The 18,733-nt window shown below is 62.9% G+C and carries 13 protein-coding genes and 1 pseudogene; 10 read left to right on the top strand and 4 right to left on the bottom strand.

What is annotated here, in order from left to right; all coding sequences use genetic code 11:
• Window positions 1-198 precede the first annotated feature (198 nt).
• Together ACSQ8R_RS03805 and ACSQ8R_RS03800 are read left to right on the top strand one after the other, a co-directional pair.
• Window positions 199-1,425 (top strand): efflux RND transporter periplasmic adaptor subunit, encoded by a 1,227-nt coding sequence (locus tag ACSQ8R_RS03805; RefSeq protein WP_436252165.1) that lies wholly within the window; start codon window positions 199-201, stop codon window positions 1,423-1,425.
• Window positions 1,422-4,553, top strand: a pseudogene (locus tag ACSQ8R_RS03800) (efflux RND transporter permease subunit). Before ACSQ8R_RS03805 ends, ACSQ8R_RS03800 begins: the two are co-directional and overlap by 4 nt.
• Before the next feature lie 316 nt (window positions 4,554-4,869).
• On the opposite strand, the gene blaOXA reads toward ACSQ8R_RS03800, so the two are convergent.
• On the bottom strand, window positions 4,870-5,694 hold the full coding sequence (gene blaOXA / locus ACSQ8R_RS03795; protein WP_436252164.1) for a class D beta-lactamase: 825 nt from the start codon (window positions 5,692-5,694) through the stop codon (window positions 4,870-4,872).
• Window positions 5,695-5,799: 105 nt separating this feature from the next.
• On the opposite strand from blaOXA, the gene ACSQ8R_RS03790 reads away from it, so the two are divergent.
• A complete protein-coding gene (locus ACSQ8R_RS03790; RefSeq protein ID WP_436252163.1) occupies window positions 5,800-6,681 on the top strand; it encodes a LysR substrate-binding domain-containing protein in 882 nt (293 codons plus the stop codon).
• Window positions 6,682-6,690: 9 nt separating this feature from the next.
• On the opposite strand, the gene ACSQ8R_RS03785 is transcribed toward ACSQ8R_RS03790, so the two are convergent.
• Window positions 6,691-7,014, bottom strand: a complete 324-nt coding sequence (locus ACSQ8R_RS03785; RefSeq protein ID WP_436252162.1) for a hypothetical protein — start codon at window positions 7,012-7,014, stop codon at window positions 6,691-6,693.
• 262 nt (window positions 7,015-7,276) lie between these two features.
• Here ACSQ8R_RS03785 and ACSQ8R_RS03780 point away from each other — a divergent pair, with 262 nt between their 5' ends.
• The 4 genes from ACSQ8R_RS03780 (at window position 7,277) to ACSQ8R_RS03765 (ending at window position 10,231) form a co-directional block, all read left to right on the top strand.
• The gene (locus ACSQ8R_RS03780; protein ID WP_436252161.1) at window positions 7,277-8,569 is read left to right on the top strand and encodes an Hsp70 family protein; all 1,293 of its coding nucleotides are present in this window, start codon (window positions 7,277-7,279) and stop codon (window positions 8,567-8,569) included.
• Window positions 8,570-8,791: 222 nt separating this feature from the next.
• Window positions 8,792-9,685, top strand: a complete 894-nt coding sequence (locus ACSQ8R_RS03775; RefSeq protein WP_436252160.1) for a uracil-DNA glycosylase — start codon at window positions 8,792-8,794, stop codon at window positions 9,683-9,685.
• A 176-nt stretch (window positions 9,686-9,861) separates the two neighbouring features.
• Complete coding sequence (locus ACSQ8R_RS03770) at window positions 9,862-10,053, top strand: hypothetical protein (protein ID WP_210011178.1); 192 nt, start codon at window positions 9,862-9,864, stop codon at window positions 10,051-10,053.
• A 25-nt stretch (window positions 10,054-10,078) separates the two neighbouring features.
• The gene (locus ACSQ8R_RS03765; RefSeq protein ID WP_436252159.1) at window positions 10,079-10,231 is read left to right on the top strand and encodes a hypothetical protein; all 153 of its coding nucleotides are present in this window, start codon (window positions 10,079-10,081) and stop codon (window positions 10,229-10,231) included.
• 23 nt (window positions 10,232-10,254) lie between these two features.
• On the opposite strand, the gene ACSQ8R_RS03760 is transcribed toward ACSQ8R_RS03765, so the two are convergent.
• Window positions 10,255-11,193: a DMT family transporter gene (locus ACSQ8R_RS03760; RefSeq protein WP_436252158.1), complete on the bottom strand. Its 939-nt coding sequence runs from the start codon at window positions 11,191-11,193 to the stop codon at window positions 10,255-10,257.
• A gap of 325 nt (window positions 11,194-11,518) precedes the next feature.
• Here ACSQ8R_RS03760 and pepN point away from each other — a divergent pair, with 325 nt between their 5' ends.
• On the top strand, window positions 11,519-14,167 hold the full coding sequence (pepN, locus tag ACSQ8R_RS03755; RefSeq protein ID WP_436252157.1) for an aminopeptidase N: 2,649 nt from the start codon (window positions 11,519-11,521) through the stop codon (window positions 14,165-14,167).
• 156 nt (window positions 14,168-14,323) lie between these two features.
• Here pepN and ACSQ8R_RS03750 read toward each other — a convergent pair whose 3' ends face one another.
• Window positions 14,324-14,875, bottom strand: coding sequence for a TetR-like C-terminal domain-containing protein (locus ACSQ8R_RS03750; RefSeq protein WP_436252156.1), 552 nt, complete (start codon window positions 14,873-14,875; stop codon window positions 14,324-14,326).
• 121 nt (window positions 14,876-14,996) lie between these two features.
• Between ACSQ8R_RS03750 and ACSQ8R_RS03745 the strand changes: the two genes are divergently transcribed.
• Window positions 14,997-16,199 (top strand): MFS transporter, encoded by a 1,203-nt coding sequence (locus ACSQ8R_RS03745; protein ID WP_436252155.1) that lies wholly within the window; start codon window positions 14,997-14,999, stop codon window positions 16,197-16,199.
• Window positions 16,200-16,363: 164 nt separating this feature from the next.
• Window positions 16,364-18,706, top strand: coding sequence for a PAS domain-containing sensor histidine kinase (locus tag ACSQ8R_RS03740; RefSeq protein WP_436255370.1), 2,343 nt, complete (start codon window positions 16,364-16,366; stop codon window positions 18,704-18,706).
• Window positions 18,707-18,733: the final 27 nt, after the last annotated feature.

The following is an 18,733-nucleotide window of genomic DNA, read 5'->3' as shown; positions in this document are numbered from 1 at the left end:
CGGGTAGGCGCGGCTATGCTGCGCAGCCAAAAGGCGAAAAAGATTAACTCCAGTTCATCTAAGCCCTTCATTACAAACCTTTAATCCGCCTTCACCGGTTAGTGAGCCGGTCGGGCAGAACTTGTCTTTTTTGCGCCGCAATATGGGCGGTTCGATGGAGCGATACCATTGGCGCAACCATAGGCGAGCGGTTAACTCATGAAGAAGATCTGGATTTTTGCCGGCGTTCTTGTCGCTGCCGGCGTTGCGGGCTGGGAGTTCCGCGATCGGCTTCCCTTTCTTTCATCCTTCGTCCAGCAGGCATCCGCCGATACCGGCGACAGCCAGCAGCCGGGCGCGCAACGCCGACGCGGCGCGGGCGGCCCGCCGCCCGCCGTCAGGACGGTCGCGGCTACCCGGACCGCGTTGCCGATGGACGTGACCGCCTCCGGTGCGGCCAGCGCCGACGAAAACACGACGATCGCCGCCCAGCAGCCCGGCATCGTCGTCGGCATCGCGGCAACCGACGGCGCCTTCGTCAAGGCGGGTGACCTGATCGCCAAGCTCGACGACCGCACCGCCAAGGCAGCACTCGACAAGGACAAGGCGCTTCTCGTTCGCGACCAGGCGACGCTGACCCAGGCCCAGACGGCGCTTGCCCGCGCCAACGACCTCTTGCACGGCAATGCCGGCACGCAGCAGACCGTCGACCAGGCGAAGGCGGCGCAGGATACCGCCGCCGCCACCGTGCAGAGCGACAATGCGGCGATTGCGGCAGACCAGATCGATCTCGACCATACGGATATCCGCGCCCCCTTCGACGGACGGCTCGGCGATATCGGCATCAGCACCGGCGCCTATCTCAGCGCCGGCTCGGCGGTGGTGACGATTGCCAAATACGATCCGATCTATGTGAAATTCCACCTTCCCGAAGCCTATCTCGGCCAGCTCAAGCAAGGCTCATCGGCTGTGGCTGTCGATGCAGTGCCCCAGGGCGGCGGCACTTCGGCCCGGGGAAACCTGAGCTTCTTCGACAATTCCGTCGATCCGGCTTCGGGCACGATCCTTGCGAAGGCCCGGTTCGAAAACCCATCCGGGACGCTGTGGCCGGGGCAATCGCTGAATGTCACCGTGCATTTCCAGAGCGACGACAAGGACATCGTGGTGCCGACGGTAGCGGTCAATCCGGGTGTCGATAGACCGTTCGTCTATGCGGTCGGCGACGACAAGAAGGTCCACGTAACGCCGGTCCGAATTGCCCGCTCCAACGGCCCGAACACGGCGATCGCCAGCGGGCTCACTGAAGGGGCGCATGTGGTGGTCGAAGGCCAGGTTCAGCTCGTCGATGGCGCCACCGTCGTCGAGCAGTTCGGCAACGGCCGGACGACGGCCGATGCCAATGGCAATGGCAATGCTCAGCCGATCGAAATGGGAGAGGCGCAATGATCCCCGAATTCTGCATTCGCCGCCCGGTCGCCACCACGCTGCTTGCCATCGGCGCCGTGCTCGCCGGGCTTGCCGGCTACCAGCTCCTGCCGGTCGCCGCGCTGCCGCAGGTCGATTTCCCGACCATCAACGTGTCAGCCCAGCTGACCGGCGCCTCGCCGTAAACGATGGCGACGGCCGTTTCGACGCCGCTGATCAAGCAGTTCGAGACGATCCCCGGCATCAGCGAGATCAGCGCCACCAACTCACTCGGCAACACGTCGATCGTGCTGCAGTTCGATCTCAACCGCAATATCGATGCGGCGGCAGCTGACGTGCAGGCGGCGATCTCGCATGCGACCCGGCAACTGCCGGACAACATGACGACGCCGCCGAGCTACAGGAAGACAAACCCGGCCGACGCGCCGGTGCTGCTCCTGGCGGTCAAGAGCGATACGCTGCCGCGCAGCAAGGTCGACGAGATCGCCGAGGACGTGCTCTCTCCCTCGCTCTCGACGCTGCCCGGCGTCGCGGAAGTCTCGATCTTCGGCGCCCAGACCTACGCGGTGCGCGTCGAGGTCGATCCGGGCAGGCTGCAGGCCCGCAATCTCGGGGTCGACAACGTCACCAATGCGATCGCCAGCGCCAACAGCCAGGCGCCGGTCGGCTCGCTGGAAAACAACAGCCAGCGGCTGACCATCAATGCCGACACGCAGCGCACCAATGCCGACCAGTTCCGCTCGCTGGTGATCGCCAGCCCGAACGGCGCGCCCGTGCATCTCGGCGATGTCGCCAACGTTCAGGACAGCGTCGCCAATCTCGATGCAGGCAGCTGGTATGACGGCAACCAGTCGATCATCCTCGCCATCCAGCGGCAGCCGGACGCCAATACGGTCGATGTCGTCGATTCGGTGCGCGCAAAACTGCCCGGACTGTCCGCCGAACTGCCGGCCTCCGTGTCGATCGCCGTCATGAACGATTCCTCGACCGCGATCCGCTCCTCGATCTCGGACGTGCAGTTCACGCTGATGCTGACGATCGGCCTCGTCGTGCTGGTCATCTATCTCTTCCTAGGGCGGATCACCGCCACGCTGGTTCCGGGGCTGGCCGTGCCGCTGTCGCTGATCACCACCTTCGGCGCCATGTACGTGCTCGGCTACAGTATCGACAACATCTCGCTGCTCGGGCTGACGCTGTCTGTCGGGCTGGTGGTGGACGATGCGATCGTCATGCTGGAAAACATCATGCGGCATGTCGAGGACGGCATGGCGCCGATGCAGGCGGCGCTCCAGGGCGCCTCGGAGGTCAGCTCGACGATCATTTCCATGTCGGTGTCGCTGATCGCCGTGTTCATCCCGATCCTGTTGATGGGCGGGGTGGTCGGACGGCTGTTCAACGAGTTCGGCATGGTCGTGGCGCTCGCCATCGTCGCCTCGGCGGTCGTCTCGCTGACGGTGACGCCGATGCTCGGCTCGCGCCTTTCCGGCGTCGAGCACCATCCCGGCCTGATGGTCCGGATCTTCGACGCCGGCTTTTCCCGCACGCTCAAAGGTTACGACCGGGCGGTCGGATGGTGCCTCAGAAACCGGGCGGTGATCTTGCTTGTCTTCCTCGCCTCGGTCGGCGGGTCGGTCTACCTGTTCCGGACGCTGCCGACGAGCTTCTTCCCGCAGGAGGATATCGGACGCCTGACGATCTCGACCCGCGCCCGCGAGGATATTTCCTATCCTGCGATGCGCGACCTGCAGGCGCAGGTGGCCGCCGCCGTAAAGCAGAACCCCGCGGTGAACCACGTCACCTCGATCGTCGGCAGCAACGGCCGCAGTTCGCTCAACAACGGTACGATCTGGGTGGAACTGAAGGACCGCGACAAACGCCCGCCGCTCGACCAGACGCTGCGGGAACTGCGGCAGGCGACATCGAAATTCGCAGGCATGAAGGCCTTCATCACCCCGCAGCAGAGCCTGCGCTTCGGCGGCCGCGCCACGGCCAGCCAGTACCAGCTCGTGGTGCAGGCGCTGAAGGCCGCGCAGACCAGCGAATGGTCGGACAAGATCCAGACGGCGATGCGCGCCGACCGGGCGCATTTCACCGACGTCACGTCCGACGCCCAGAACGACGCGATCGAGGCCAATATCAAGGTCGATCCGGAAAAGGCCGCCTCGTTCGGGATTACCGACGACGAGCTGCGCAAGACGCTGCAGATGGCGTTCGGCGGTTATACGGCGGCCGAAATCCAGTCGACCGGCGACAGCTACGACGTCATCACCGAGTTCGACAATACCCAGCAATGGAACGACCAGATGCTTCAGGGTGTGCGGGTGATGTCGTCCAACGGCTCGCTGGTGCCGCTCTCGAATTTCGCGACAATCGTGCGTCAGACGGCGCCGGTCACCATCAACCAGACCGGCCAGCTGGTTTCGACGACGGTGTCCTTCAACCTGCCGGCCGGGGTGTCGCTGTCGGATGCGACGGCTGCGATCGACCAGATCAAGACGAACCTGCAGATGCCGAACGACGTATTCACCTCCTACGGCGGCACGGCGCAGATTTTCCAGCAGAGCCAGGGCAATACGCCGCTGCTGATACTGGCCGCCGTGCTGACCATCTATGTGGTGCTCGGCGTGCTCTACGAGAGCTTCATCCACCCGCTGACCATCCTGTCGGGCCTGCCGGCGGCGGCCTTCGGGGCACTGCTGGCGCTGAAACTGTTCGGTTTCGACCTGTCGATCATCGCGCTGATCGGGCTGTTGATGCTGATCGGCATCGTCAAGAAGAATGCGATCATGATGATCGATGTGGCGGTGGAGACGATGCGCACCAAGGGAGAGACGGCGGCCGCCGCGATCCACGAGGCCTGCGTGCGGCGTTTCCGGCCGATCATGATGACGACCTTCTGTGCGCTGCTCGGAGCGCTGCCGATTGCGCTCGGCACCGGCGCGTCATCGGAATTGCGCCAGCCGCTCGGCATCGCGGTGGTCGGCGGGCTGATCGTTTCCCAGGCGCTGACACTGTTCATCACGCCGGTCATCTTCGTGGAAATGGACCGGTTCGGCCGCTTCCTCGGAAGGCTCGGCCGCCGCAAGACGGAGGACTTGCACGAGGCAAACGACGATGACGACATCCCGACCGCGATTGCGGCGGAATGAACCCCTCGCCTTGAGCGCTCGATCTGCGGCGGCGGGAGAAATCCCGCCTGCCGGATAGATCGGATTGACCGCCTCGGAATGGTGCATTCTGATCATCATCTACAGGAAAACACAGCGGAAACCGGGACAGTCGTCCGAGAATGGCGCAGCGCCCTGCAAGGTAACCTTAACCAATAACCTGAACAGACGAACTCGTTTGCATTAGCCAGCGCTAAAGCTTCTTATTGGTGCTGCAGCGCAGTGTTGAGTACGCGTTGCGGCGGTCGGGCTTGGGGGTCGCCCGGCCGCTTTCAGTTTCAAGCGAATGGCCGGAGAATCAGAAACCTTCTGCCAGCTTGGGGAAATCCCTGATCAGCCCATCCCGCACCACGAAGCTGATCGGGTCCTTCGGATAGCGCTTGGTATCGACCAGCAGCCTCGCGAAGATCACGCGGCGGTCGTCCTTCATCGCCCAGCCGACGAACCAGCCGAGCGGGCGGTCGTAATCCACCTTGCCGGCCTTGTCGCGCAGCCATCCGCTGCCGGTCTTGCCCTGGATGTCCCAGCCGTCACCCGCTTCGAAATGCGGCACGATCGCCAGCGTCATGTCGACAGCGTGTTCGGAGATCGGCAGGCCGCCGGTGAGGAAACGGCGCAGGAACCGCACCTGCTCGTCGGCCGAAATCTTCAGCGACGACATCAGCCAGGATTCGGTCAGGCCATCGGTATTGCCGGGGCCGCCCGAAACGTTGCGGTTGCCGTAACCGAAGCGCTGGATGTAATCCGCAAAGGCTTTGCTGCCGAGCTTGCGGGTGATTTCCTGCGAATACCAGACGATCGATTCCTTTTCCCAGATCAGCGGATCGACGTCCTTGCGCACCCGCTCCGGCCCCTTGAACTTTGCCTGGTATTTCCAGCGCGGGTTCTGAGCGTCCGTGAGGATGCCGGCATCATAGCCCATCATGGCCAAAGGCAGTTTGAAGGTGGATTGCGGGTAAAAACCCTGGTCGCAGGTGCCCTGACGATAGAGGGCATCGCCGCTGTCCTCGTCGATGATGACGGTGCAGCGGATCGGATCGGCGGCACCAGCGGTGGTGCAATCGAAGAAAATCGCTGTAATTCCGAGAGAAAATGCGAGAAGGAAAGAATTTCTGAAAACCATCGAGGTGCTCCAAGTTGGGGTGATGCGATCTTTCTAGGTCGGCTTGCGAGCTCCGATCAAACGATGATATCTGCGGGCAGACATGAATCAAACTAGGGCATTGCCATGGTCCGGCCGTATTTGCCGCTGAACGCGCTGCGCGCCTTCGAGGCGGCCGCGCGTCACCTCTCCTTCACCCGGGCGGCGATCGAGCTCAACGTCACCCAAGCGGCCGTCAGCCATCAGGTTAAGCTGCTCGAGCAGAGGCTCGGCGTGACCCTGTTCCGGCGCCTGCCGCGCGGGCTGATGATCACCGAGGAAGGACTGGCTCTGCTGCCGGCGCTGCAGGAGAGTTTCGACCGGATGGCCGACATGCTGGAGCGGTTCGAGGGCGGCCATGTGCGCGAGGTGGTGAAGCTCGGCGCGGTCGGCACCCTCGCGGTCGGCTGGCTGCTGCCGCGGCTTTCCGACTTCCGCGAGAAATATCCGTTCATCGACCTGAGGCTCTCGACCAACAACAACCGCGTCGATATCGCCGCCGAGGGGCTCGACTACACGATCAAGTTCGGCAACGGCGCTTGGCACGATATCGAGGCGGAAGCGCTGTTCGAAACGCCGCTTTCGGTCCTCTGCATTCCCTCGATGGCCCGCCAGCTCAAGACCCCGGAGGACGTCGCGCATCAGGTACTGTTGCGCTCCTATCGCGCCGACGAATGGCCGGGCTGGTTCGAGGCCGCGCATGTCGCCCCGCCACAGATCCGCGGCCCGGTCTTCGATAGTTCCGTGCTGATGGTGGAGGCGGCGATGCAGGGAGCCGGCGTGGCGCTCGCCCCTCCCCTGATGTTCTCCCGCCAGCTTGCCGCCGGCATGATCGAACAGCCGTTCCCAATCACCATTTCCAAGGGCAGCTACTGGCTGACGCGCCTCCAATCGCGCAGCGTGACGCCGGCCATGGAGATGTTCCGCAACTGGCTTGCGGAACAGGCGGCGGAGACGCGACGTGCTTAGATCGAGGAATTATGGACAGATCGCAGGCCATCCCACTGTGCATGCCCAACTGCTGTAGCTTGCCACGCCCTGGACAATGGTACTCAGGGAAACCAGTCCGGCTGTTACAGTAACCACGGCGGCAGATACATTTTGCCAAAACGAAAACGTTATCCGTTTGTCAACCGTGATGACGCGGCCGTTCCAGTGAAGGACACCACTTCGGTCGATGCCTAAGTTGTCAAGTTCGTCATTTCCAATGACACGAACACCTTTCGGCCAACTGACAGGGTCCGCAACAAAGAGCGGCACATCTTGCAGCGCCTTTTCGTGCTCGTCTTTACCGTAGCCCATAGGGCACCCCCACTTACCTCCAAGCTACCATAGGGCGCAAACCCTATCTCAGCCATGGGATTCTTAAGAGGCCGCATAGCTTCCGAAGTTGCTACTTTGGTCGCCGGTCACCGCCCCCCTTGCCATCCCGGCCGCCCTGTGCCATCACGCGCCCTCTCAAAAATTCCGGGCGCGAGCAGCGCCCCTTTCGCGTTCGGAGCCCTGCCAGCACATGGTCGCGACTTCGGTTCAATGACTTTCGACGGATAAAAGGAGCACGGCGATGGCACGGGCGCTCGGGCTTGATTTCGGCACCACGAATACGGTTATGGCACTGGCGGATGGCGGCAGCGCCACGCATTCGATGCACTTCACCAGCAGCGCCGGCGAGAGCGATTCGATGCGCACGGCGCTGTCCTTCATGAAGGACCCAGTGATGGGCGCGCAGGCGCTGAAGGTCGAGGCCGGGCAGGCGGCGATCCGCCAGTTCATCGACAATCCCGGCGACTGTCGTTTTCTCCAGTCGATCAAGACGTTTGCGGCAAGCGCGCTTTTCCAGGGCACGCTGGTCTATGCCCGCCGCCATGTCTTCGAGGACCTGATGGAGATCTTCCTGAAGCGCCTGAAGGTCTACGCGGAAGACAACTGGCCGACCGACGTGTCGCGGGTGATCGCCGGGCGGCCGGTGCATTTCGCCGGCGCCAATCCGGATGCCAAGCTTGCGACCGAGCGCTACAACGAGGCGCTGACGCGGCTCGGCTTTCCGGAAATCCACTATGTCTACGAGCCGGTGGCGGCCGCCTATTATTTCGCCCAGACGCTGAAGAGCGATGCGACCGTTCTCGTCGCCGACTTCGGCGGCGGCACGACCGACTATTCGCTGATCCGTTTCGAGACCAAGGCCGGCAAGCTGACCGCCACCCCGATCGGCCATTCGGGCGTCGGCGTCGCGGGCGACCATTTCGACTACCGGATGATCGACAACCTGGTCTCGCCCGAAATCGGCAAGGGCAGCAAGTTCAAGAGTTTCGACAAGGTACTCGACGTTCCGGCCGGCTATTACGTCAATTTCGGCCGCTGGAACCAGCTGTCGATCTTCAAGACCAGCCGCGAGTTCACCGACCTGAAATCGCTGGTGCGTTCGGCGCTGGAGCCGGAAAAGCTCGAACTGTTCATCGACCTCGTCGACCATGACGAAGGTTACCCGCTCTACCAGGCGATCTCGGCGACCAAGATGGCGCTGTCGGGTGCTGAGGAAGCCGAATTCAATTTCGCGCCGCTCGGCAAGGCGGGCCGCAGAACCGTGAAGCGCAGCGATTTCGAAGGCTGGATCAGCGAAGATCTCGGCCGCATCGAAGGCGCGCTCGACGAGGTGCTGGAAAAGACCGGCACGGCGCCCTCCGAGATCGACAAGGTGTTCCTGACCGGCGGCACATCCTTCGTGCCGGCCGTGCGACGGATCTTCACGCAACGATTCGATGCTTCCAAGATCGAGACCGGCGGCGAACTGCTGTCGATCGCCCACGGCCTGGCGCTGATCGGCGAAAGCGACGATATCGCGCAATGGGCGGCTTGAGGGTGTGCCCTGCCCCCGAATTGAAGGTATGAGGCGGTGCGAGGAGTTGCTCCCCCTCGTGGGGAGGGGTTGGGGTGGGGTCTTTGCTCCGGATAAAAACCCCTCCCGCCTGCCGGCCACCCTCCCCACAAGGGGGAGGGTTAAGCGTTCCGCGCCCTTCGCGATTGCCCTATATCCGAAACCGGTTCCCTCTCCCGCACCACATGCTGTAACGTGAATGCCATGAACCTCGCCGAAGACATGGACGCTCCCGAACTCGCAGCCCTCCTGCATTTCTATGCGGATGCGGGTGTCGAATGGCTTGTCGAGGACGAGCCGGTCGATCGGTTCGCGCAATTCGCGGCCCAGAAGGCGGCGCAGGCCGAGGCCAGGGCGCCCGCCTCCGCGCGGCAGCAGCAGCCAGCACCGAACGAGCAGGCCCCGGTGTCCCGGCCGGCAACCCCGAATCGCACTGCCCCGACTGCGCGCGCCTCGGCACCGCCGCCCGCTTCCGCCCCGGTCTCTGTGCCCGACGAGCAGGCGGTTGCCTCGGCGCGATTCGCAGCCGACAGCGCCCGGTCGCTCGACGAACTCAAAGCCGCGCTCGAAGCCTTCAACGGCTGCAACCTGAAGAACGGTGCGCGCAACACCGTGTTCGCCAGCGGCAATCCCGGCTCGGGCATCATGGTGATCGGCCCGATGCCGAATGCGGACGACGACCGCGACGGCATGCCCTTTTCCGGCCGGCAGGGGCAGTTGCTCGACCGCATGCTCGGCGCGATCGGGCTTGCCCGCGACGGCGTTCTGCTCACCAACGTCATTCCGTGGCGGCCGCCGGGCAACCGCATGCCGTCGCAGGCGGAGATGGATATCTGCCGGCCGTTCCTGGAACGCCAGGTGGCGCTCGCCGAACCGAAACTGCTGCTGCTGCTCGGCAATTTCCCCGCCCGCTTCTTCTTCGGCGGCAATGGCACGATCCATTCGATGCGCGGCGAATGGCGCGACCTTTCGTTCGGCGGAATCGCCGTGTCGGCGATCGCCACGCTGCATCCCCAGGAGCTGCTGGCGGCACCCGCCAACAAGGCGCTGGCCTGGCAGGACCTCTTGATGTTCAAAATGCGTTTTTCCGGGCACTGACTGCCCGCATTTCAGGCAGATTTCTCAACAATTTACGCAAAGTTACGGAAATATGAAAAGTGCCATGCAAACAGTGCATGGCAGCGCGGCGTTTTGCTGCATTGCAGAATCGATGTTGCGTTGCAATATTCGCAGTGTGTCTTGGGAGGAATTCTAGGTTTAAGGAACCAAGGCCAATGACGACCCGCTTCCGCCCGATCCATTCGGGTTTCGAAACTCTTCGCATCGCCGGCCTGTCGCCGCGATCGACGAAGGGTTATCACCATTTCGGCTCTGCGACGAACGAGCAGCTTACCTCCCGCGCCATGGCGCGTCCGGTCGGCGTCACCCGTCCGGCTTCGGTCTTCGCCGATTTCCGCGAACGTTGATCGCGCGCCTAAGGAAGCATCAGCCATGACAGCCATCCTCCACCCGATCCGGACCCTGCGTGAGAACTTTTCTCACATCGGCGCCGCCGTGAACGCCTCGCGCGAATTCAGCCGCGCGGGCGCCGTACGCGTCTCTGCCGAAGCGACCAACCCGGTCACCGCGGCCATCCCGCTTTAAGCGGCTTCGGGCACCGGGGCCGATCAAGCCCCGGGCGGCGAGGCCTTGCGCGCCGCCTTCCGCTCGAGACCCAGCTGGTGCTCGCGGTAGATGATGAAAATCCCCGCCGATACGGTAATTGCGGTTCCGACCAGCATGGTCGTCGTCGGCACATCCCCGAACAGTACATAGGCAATGCAGATCCCGAGCAGGATCGAGGTGTATTCGAACGGTGCGACCGTCGAGACATCCGCGTTGCGATAGCTCTCGGTCAACAAAATCTGGCCGACGCCGCCGCAGAACCCGGAGCCTATCAGGAATAGCTTTTCCGGCATCGTCATGTCGGTCCAGCCGAAAGGCAGGCTGAGCAGCGAAAACAGCGCCCCCGACAGCGAGAAATAGAGGACGATCGTCGCGGTCTTTTCGGTGCGTACCAATTGGCGAGTCTGGATCATCGCAAAACCGGCCAGCACCGCCGAGAGGATGACGGAGGCAGCGCCAATCGCCTGTTCCGACCCCATACCGCCCTGTTCGAACATGGTGAGCTTCGGCCAGGAGATGATCACCACTCCGACCATGCCGACCATGACCGCCGTCCAGCGGTAGATGCGCACCGTCTCCTTGAGGAAGATCGCCGCGAAGACGACGGCCAAAAGCGGCGAGGAATAACCGATCGCGATCGCATCCGGCATCGGCAGGTGCACCAGGCCGTAAAAGCCGAAGACCATCGAAAGAATGCCGAGAAAGCCGCGCTTAACATGGCCGGTCAGGCTGTTCGTGTGGAAAGCGCCGCGCAACTCGCCCTGGAAGGCGAGGTAGACCATGATCGGCACGAGCGCGAAGGCGGAACGGTAGAAGGTGATTTGCCCCGCCGGGATGTCGGGACCTGCCGATTTGATACAGGTCTGCATCATCACGAAGATCACCACGGAGGTGACTTTGAACATGATCCCACGCAGGGGATTCAGGGCATCGGCGGCCATCAACAACTCATGGGGATTTTGGCGGAAATCCGGCCCGCACTGACGGGACGGTTTGGGGAGACGATCCGGGGAGATTCAGTTTGACGGCAAAGTAACGGAAAAGTGCCGTGAAGGGGATCAAAACTGATGATAGGTCGATCAATATCCGTGACCCAATGAAAGATTACGCGACATATACCAGAATGAAATCGAGCTTTATTTTAGCCAAAGTTTCAACAATCGTTTAGCATTGCGTGTAATTATCCGCGCGGCGACGGGTGTGTGCCAGTCCGGGAATGCTGCGAAGCTCCCGATACCAATTTGAAGAGCCGGTTCAGGAAGCAACATGCGAACAGATACGGGCCAGATCGTTCATCTGGCAGATTACCGCCCCACCGACTTCGTCCTGGAACGCGTCGATCTGACCTTCGAGCTCGACCCTACCAATACGAAGGTTGATGCGCGGCTGATCTTTCACCGGCGCGAAGGCGTCGATCCGTCCGCGCCACTGGTGCTGGATGGCGACGAACTGACGCTGTCCGGGCTGCTGCTCGACCAGAACGAGGTTCCCGCGGCGCAGTATGATGCGACGCCGGAAAGCCTGACGATTCGCGACCTGCCGGCCGAATCTCCTTTCGAAATCACGGTCACCACCTTCATCAATCCGGAAGCCAACACCCAGTTGATGGGCCTCTATCGGACCAACGGCGTCTACTGCACCCAGTGCGAGGCGGAAGGCTTCCGCCGCATCACCTATTTCCCCGACCGGCCGGACGTGCTGGCGCCCTATACGATCACCATCATCGGCGACAAGGCCGCCAACCCGGTCATGCTGTCGAACGGCAATTTCCTGGGCGGCGCCGGTTACGATGAAGGCCGCGCTTTCGCCGCCTGGTTCGACCCGCATCCGAAGCCGAGCTACCTGTTCGCGCTGGTCGCCGGCGATCTCGGCGTGGTGGAAGACAAGTTCGTCACCATGTCCGAGCGCGAGGTGACGCTGAAGATTTATGTCGAACATGGCAAGGAAGCCCGCGCGGCCTATGCCATGGACGCGCTGAAGCGCTCGATGAAATGGGACGAGGAGCGGTTCGGCCGCGAATACGACCTCGACATCTTCATGATCGTCGCCGTGTCGGACTTCAACATGGGGGCCATGGAGAACAAGGGCCTCAACGTCTTCAACGACAAATACGTGCTGGCCGACCCGGAAACGGCGACCGACCAGGATTATGCGAATATCGAGGCGATCATCGCCCACGAATATTTCCACAACTGGACCGGCAACCGCATCACCTGCCGCGACTGGTTCCAGCTCTGCCTGAAGGAAGGCCTGACGGTCTATCGCGACCACGAGTTTTCCGCCGACCAGCGTTCGCGCGCCGTCAAGCGCATCGCGGAAGTCCGGCACCTAAAATCGGAGCAGTTCCCGGAAGACGCAGGCCCGCTGGCGCATCCGGTCCGCCCGACCAAATACCGCGAGATCAACAATTTCTACACGACGACCGTCTATGAAAAAGGTTCGGAAGTCACCCGCATGATCGCTACGCTTCTGGGGCGTGACGATTTCAAGGCGGGCATGGACCTCTATTTCGAGCGCCATGACGGACAGGCGGCGACGGTCGAGGATTTCGTCAAGTCGTTCGAGGATGCGAGCGGCCGCGACCTGACCCAGTTCTCGCTCTGGTACCACCAGGCCGGCACGCCTCTCGTCACCGTGTCGAGCGACTACGACCAGGCAAGCGGCACCTTCAAGCTGTCGCTGGAACAGATGATCCCGGCGACCCCTGGCCAGACGGCCAAGGAGCCGATGCATATCCCGCTCTCCTTCGCGCTGATCCTCGACAACGGTTCGGCAGCAGTGCCGACCAAGGTCGCTGGCGGCGAGGTCACCGGCGACGTGCTGCACCTGACCGAACGCCGGCAGACCTTTACCTTCTCGGGCATTTCCTCCCGTCCGGTGCTGTCGCTCAACCGGTCGTTCTCGGCGCCGATCAACCTGCATCTCGACCAGACGCCGGCCGCTCTCGCCCATATCGCCCGCCACGATACCGATCTCTTCGCCCGCTGGCAGGCGCTGACCGATCTTGCGCTGCCGAACCTGATGCAGGCGGCCCGCGACGCCCGCGAAGGCAAGGCCATCACCTGCGATCCGGCCTTCGTCACCGCCCTTATCGAAGCCGCCGGAGACGAGACGCTGGAGCCGGCCTTCCGCGCCCAGGCGCTGACGCTGCCGAGCGAGGCCGACATCGCCCGTGAACTCGGCGGCAACAACGATCCGGATGCGATCCATGCCGGCCGCAACGCCATTCTTTCGGAAATTGCCAAGGCCGGAACCAAGACCTTCCTGCGCCTGTTCGAGGATATGAAGGTCAAGGGCGCCTTTACGCCGGATGCGGCAAGTGCGGGCATGCGCTCGCTGCGCAACTCCGCACTGTCCTATCTGACCTACGCGGAAGGAACGCCGGCCCGCGCGGCCGCGGCCTTCGCATCCGCCGACAACATGACCGACCTTGCCCAGGCGCTGGCGGTGCTCGCCCATCGTTTCCCTGACGCGCCGGAAACGGCAGATGCGCTCGCCACGTTCCTCGCCCGCTTCGACGGCAACGCGCTTGTCGTCGACAAGTGGTTCTCGACCCAGGCGACCATTCCGGGTGCGGGCGCGCTTGCCCGCGTCAAGGCGCTGATGGAAAACCCGCGTTTCATCGCCACCAATCCGAACCGGGTCCGTTCTCTGATCGGCACGTTCGCCTTCGGCAACCCGACCGGCTTCAACCGCGCCGATGGCGAGGGCTACCGGTTCCTGGCCGAGCAGATCCTGGCGATCGATCCGCGCAATCCCCAGCTCGCCGCCCGTATCCTGACCTCGATGCGTTCGTGGCAATCGCTCGAACCCCAGCGCGCCGATCATGCCCGCGCGGCGTTAAGCACGATCGAACAGTCTGCAACGCTTTCGACCGACGTGCGCGACATCGTCGAGCGAATGCTGAAGGGTTGAGTTGAAGAGACGCGGAGACTTTACGTAATCTTGCTCCGCGTCATCCCCGGCCTTGCCGAGGAACTAAGCCGTTTCGACGGATTTGACCGTTACAGATGCTCGGGACAGGCCCGAGCATGACGGCGGGGAATGTCGGCGCTTCATTTCCCGGCTAAGTCACCTCCTGAAAAACCGCCCTACGAGCGACCGGCAGTAATCCGGTGAAACCTCGCGATCACCGAACAGGATGTGGTAGATGATCGGCGCGACGACGAAGTCGATCGCTTCTTTCACGTCGAAGGCCGCCTCGCCCCTGCCCAAGGCGCGCTCGCGCAGGGTCTCCAGGTGATCGTAGGTGAACTGGCAGCAGCGGCCCGCCGCCTCGCCTTCCATACTGCCCAGCACGTCCGCCAGCATCGAGCGTCCGACCTTGGATGACATTTCCTCCGCATACTGGAGAATGAAGGCTTCCAGGTCGCTTTCCATCGCGCCGGTGTCTTCCGGGTCGGCGATCGGCCGCATGCGCGCCACCGCGACATCCGCCAGGAGTTCCGATAGATCGCCCCAACGACGATAGATGGTCGATGGTGTCACGCCGGACTTTTCCGCAATCATCGGCACCGTGATCTCGCCGCGATCCATGGTCTTCAGCAGATCCTGGACGGTGCGGTGCACTTCCGCCTGAATGCGGGCACTGCGCCCGCCCTGGCGCACCATTTCCCTGGCCATCTGTTCTCCTTGCCGGCACGTCGCCGGGAACATGAAATTTCTTAATGCAAAGATATTGCATTAATTGGGGAATGCAACTACATGCGACTAACGCTAAGAAATTGCGTTAAGGTGAACCGCCATGAGCAATATCCTTCCCTCCTCCCCTTCGCCGTCAGCCCTTCGGATGACGGTCTACAGTTTCCTCGGCGCGGTCCTGATCTCCGCGACCAGCAGCGCGCCGACGCCGCTCTACCATCTCTACCAGGAGCTCTTCGATCTCTCGCCGGCGATGATCACCCTGATCTTCGGTTCCTACGCCTTCGCGCTGCTCGCAGCACTTCTGACCGTCGGCGGGCTTTCCGACTATCTCGGACGCCGCCCGCTGATCCTGCTGGCGCTGATCTTCAACGCCGTGGCACTGATCGTCTTCATGGTGGCGGAATCCGGCACGATGCTGTTGATCGGCCGTATCATCCAGGGTTTTGCCACCGGCATCGCCTTCCCGACCTTCGGCGCGACGATCCTCGATACCGACAAGCGCAGAGGCTCGATGCTCAACAGCATCACCGCCTTTCTCGGCCTGATGATCGGCACGCTTGCCGGCGGCACGCTCGTCGCCTTCGCACCCGCGCCGACGCACCTCATCTATGCGCTTCTTTTCATCGTGACCGTGGGCGGCATCATCGCGCTTGCCTTCATGCCGGAGACCATCACCGGCCGGCCAGGGGCGCTCGCCGCCATGCGTCCGCATATCAGCGTGCCGCAGCGGGCCCGCGCGACGCTTCTGAAGGTTACGCCGGTCAATGTCGCCGGCTGGGCGCTCGGGGGCTTTTATCTGTCGCTGATGCCGACGCTGGTCGCGGTCGCGACCGGCATCACCTCGCCGTTTGTCGGCGGCACGGTCGTCGCGACGCTGATGCTCAGCGCCACCGCCTCGGTCTTCGTGTTCCGCAAATGGGCGCCGCAGCGGGTTCTCTCCACCGGCACGACCGCGCTGATGATCGGTGTCCTGATCACGCTTTCCGGCGTGCATCTGCAGGCCGTCGGGCTTCTCTTCCTCGGCACGACGGTGGCCGGCCTCGGCTTCGGATCGATCTTTTCGAACATTCTGAAGATCGTCCTGCCGCTTGCAGAGAGCCACGAAAGAGCCGGCCTGTTTGCAGCCTTCCTGGTGGAAAGCTATCTCGCCTTCTCGATCCCGGCGATTGTCGCAGGACTGATCGCTCCGACGCTCGGCCTCTCCAATACCGCCTATGTCTATGGCGGTGCAATCATCACGCTGGCGGTGATTTCGATCGCGGCCACCCGCACCAACCTTTCCGAACGCCCGGCCGTCTCCTGAGACGGCCGGTTTGCCGCCCCTGCGGGACCGTTGCGATTCGCAATTGAATCAAATCGTTAAAAAAATCTTAGCAAGCCTCTGGACACGAAGAATCACTAATGATTCATTAAGGCAGATTCGGGCGAGCGGCGCGCCGAATCACCATGAGGGACACCATGAAAACCATGTCGGACGTGCGGCGGGCAACCGCGGCCGAGGGGCGGCTGCGTCTTAAATTTCCGAGCCTTGGAAATTTGCGTCGGGCTATCCCGGACGAGGCGCGGCTCTCCGTCAAGCCCATCGCGCGGCAGCTGCCCCGCGTGGAGCTCGTCCTCAAGCGTTCTATCCCTCTTCTGATCATCGCATTCCTGACCGTCGTCGCTGCGTCGCGCATTCTCGGCATCGTCTCCGAATACACGCGGATGGAAGATGCCGCCCGGCAGGCGACGGCGCTGATGGCCGCCACGGCGAGCGCTGCCTTCTCCGGCGACGCGACCGCACTCACAGGTCGAGACCGCGCCGCCGCGGAAAAACGCCTTGGTACCTTTCTGCCGGAGGAACGCCTGGAGGCGGACGCCTTCTTCCTGTTCGTGGACGAGACCGGCCGGATCTTCGGCGGCACCAAGCAGGCCGCCAGCTATATCGGCAGGCGCCTGACCTCCGTCCTGCCGGAAACCGCGGCGCTCAGGCGGTTCGGCGACGAAAGCGGCGTGATCGAAACCTATTTCGGCGAAATTCCCCATTATGCGGCCATCGAGATGGTCGGCAGCGAAGGTGTGCTGATCGTGGCAGCCTATTCGCTGGAGAGCATCAATCTCGCCTGGCGTCACGACGTGTCCCTGAATGTCACGCTCTTCACCGGCATTTCAGCAATCCTGCTGGTCATCCTCTACGCCTATTACATGCAGGTGAAACGCGCCCGCGAGGCCGACGAGACCTTCGTCGAATCCAATCTGCGCATCGAGACGGCGCTGTCGCGCGGCCGTTGCGGGCTGTGGGATTTCGACGTCAGCAACCGGCGCCTGTTCTGGTCGGGATCGATGTACGAGATGCTCGGCCTGCCGCCGGCCGGCAACGTCATCTCGTTTACCGATGCGGCCCGGATGATGCATCCGACCGACGGCAACATCTACGCGCTCGCCCGCGCCATCAGCCGCGGCAATGCCAAGCAGGTCGACCAGGTCTTTCGCATGCGCCATGCGGCCGGCCACTACGTGTGGATGCGCGCCCGCGCCCAGCTGGTGAAGACCAGCCAGGGCCGCACCCATGTCATCGGCATCGCCATGGACGTGACCGAACAGCATCGCCTCGCCCAGCGTTACGCCGAAGCCGACCAACGCCTCGCGGACGCGATCGAGTGCACGTCCGAAGCCTTCGTGCTCTGGGACAAGAACGACCGCCTGGTGATGTGCAACACCCATTTCCAGCAGGCTTACGGCCTGCCCGACAGCGTGCTGGTGCCCGGCACCGAGCGTCACGCCGTCAATTCGGCCGCAGCCCGGCCGGTCATCGAGCGCCGCGTCGCCGATCCGGACGGCAGCGGCCTTTCGCGCACCACGGAAGTGCAGCTCGCCGACGAGCGCTGGCTGCAGATCAACGAGCGCCGCACCCGCGACGGCGGCCTGGTCTCGGTCGGTACCGACATCACGCTCCTGAAACGCCACCAGGAACGGCTGCGCGACAGCGAGCGCCGGCTGATGGCGACGATCGGCGACCTTTCCTCCTCGCAGAAGAAGCTGGAGCGCCAGAAATCCGAGCTTTCGATCGCCAACGCCAATTACCAGGCGGAAAAGGACCGTGCGGAGGCCGCCAACAAGGCCAAGTCGGAATTCCTCGCCAACATGTCGCATGAACTCAGGACCCCGCTCAACGCGATCCTCGGCTTCTCGGAAATCCTGACGAACGGCATGTTCGGACCGCTCGGCTCGCCGAAATATTCGGAATATTCCAAGGATATCCACGACAGCGGCAAGCACCTGCTCAACGTCATCAACGACATTCTCGACATGTCGAAGATCGAGGCGGGCCACATGCGCATCCAGTGCGAGGCGGTCGACCTGAAGCCGCTGATCGAAGAAAGCCTGCGCCTCACCTCGATCTCGGCCCAGGACAAGCAGATCGCCATCCATCAGCGCCTCTGCGACAGCCTCAACATGGTGGCCGATCGCCGCGCACTGAAGCAGGTGATGCTCAACATTCTCTCCAACGCGGTCAAGTTCACCAACCACGGCGGCAGGATCGAACTGCGTGCCCGCAAGTTGGAAAAAGGAGTTCTGCTGACGATCGCCGATACCGGCATCGGCATTCCGATGGAGGCGCTCAACAAGATCGGCCAGCCGTTCGAGCAGGTGCAGAGCCAGTACGCCAAGAGCAAGGGCGGCTCGGGATTGGGGCTTGCCATTTCCCGGTCGCTGATCGGCCTGCACGGCGGCAAGATGCGGATCCGTTCACGGGTCGGCGAAGGCACGGTCGTTTCTCTGCTGATCCCCGACCAGCCGATGCTGGTGGGTCGCAAGCGGGTGGCCTGAAACACAGCAACACCGAACCAGACACCG

Origin of the sequence: Neorhizobium sp. LjRoot104, from assembly GCF_964253725.1 — a bacterium.
Taxonomy (GTDB): Bacteria; Pseudomonadota; Alphaproteobacteria; order Rhizobiales; family Rhizobiaceae; genus Neorhizobium.
This window is presented reverse-complemented; position numbering and strand designations above follow the sequence as displayed.

Coding starts and splice junctions, on each gene's coding strand:
- pepN (WP_436252157.1), top strand. CDS start 11,519: ATGCGAACAGATACGGGCCAGATCGTTCATCTGGCAGATTACCGCCCC.
- ACSQ8R_RS03745 (WP_436252155.1), top strand. CDS start 14,997: ATGAGCAATATCCTTCCCTCCTCCCCTTCGCCGTCAGCCCTTCGGATG.
- ACSQ8R_RS03790 (WP_436252163.1), top strand. CDS start 5,800: ATGGTCCGGCCGTATTTGCCGCTGAACGCGCTGCGCGCCTTCGAGGCG.
- ACSQ8R_RS03760 (WP_436252158.1), bottom strand. CDS start 11,193: ATGGCCGCCGATGCCCTGAATCCCCTGCGTGGGATCATGTTCAAAGTC.
- ACSQ8R_RS03775 (WP_436252160.1), top strand. CDS start 8,792: ATGAACCTCGCCGAAGACATGGACGCTCCCGAACTCGCAGCCCTCCTG.
- ACSQ8R_RS03785 (WP_436252162.1), bottom strand. CDS start 7,014: ATGGGCTACGGTAAAGACGAGCACGAAAAGGCGCTGCAAGATGTGCCG.
- blaOXA (WP_436252164.1), bottom strand. CDS start 5,694: ATGGTTTTCAGAAATTCTTTCCTTCTCGCATTTTCTCTCGGAATTACA.
- ACSQ8R_RS03770 (WP_210011178.1), top strand. CDS start 9,862: ATGACGACCCGCTTCCGCCCGATCCATTCGGGTTTCGAAACTCTTCGC.
- ACSQ8R_RS03780 (WP_436252161.1), top strand. CDS start 7,277: ATGGCACGGGCGCTCGGGCTTGATTTCGGCACCACGAATACGGTTATG.
- ACSQ8R_RS03740 (WP_436255370.1), top strand. CDS start 16,364: ATGTCGGACGTGCGGCGGGCAACCGCGGCCGAGGGGCGGCTGCGTCTT.
- ACSQ8R_RS03750 (WP_436252156.1), bottom strand. CDS start 14,875: ATGGCCAGGGAAATGGTGCGCCAGGGCGGGCGCAGTGCCCGCATTCAG.
- ACSQ8R_RS03765 (WP_436252159.1), top strand. CDS start 10,079: ATGACAGCCATCCTCCACCCGATCCGGACCCTGCGTGAGAACTTTTCT.
- ACSQ8R_RS03805 (WP_436252165.1), top strand. CDS start 199: ATGAAGAAGATCTGGATTTTTGCCGGCGTTCTTGTCGCTGCCGGCGTT.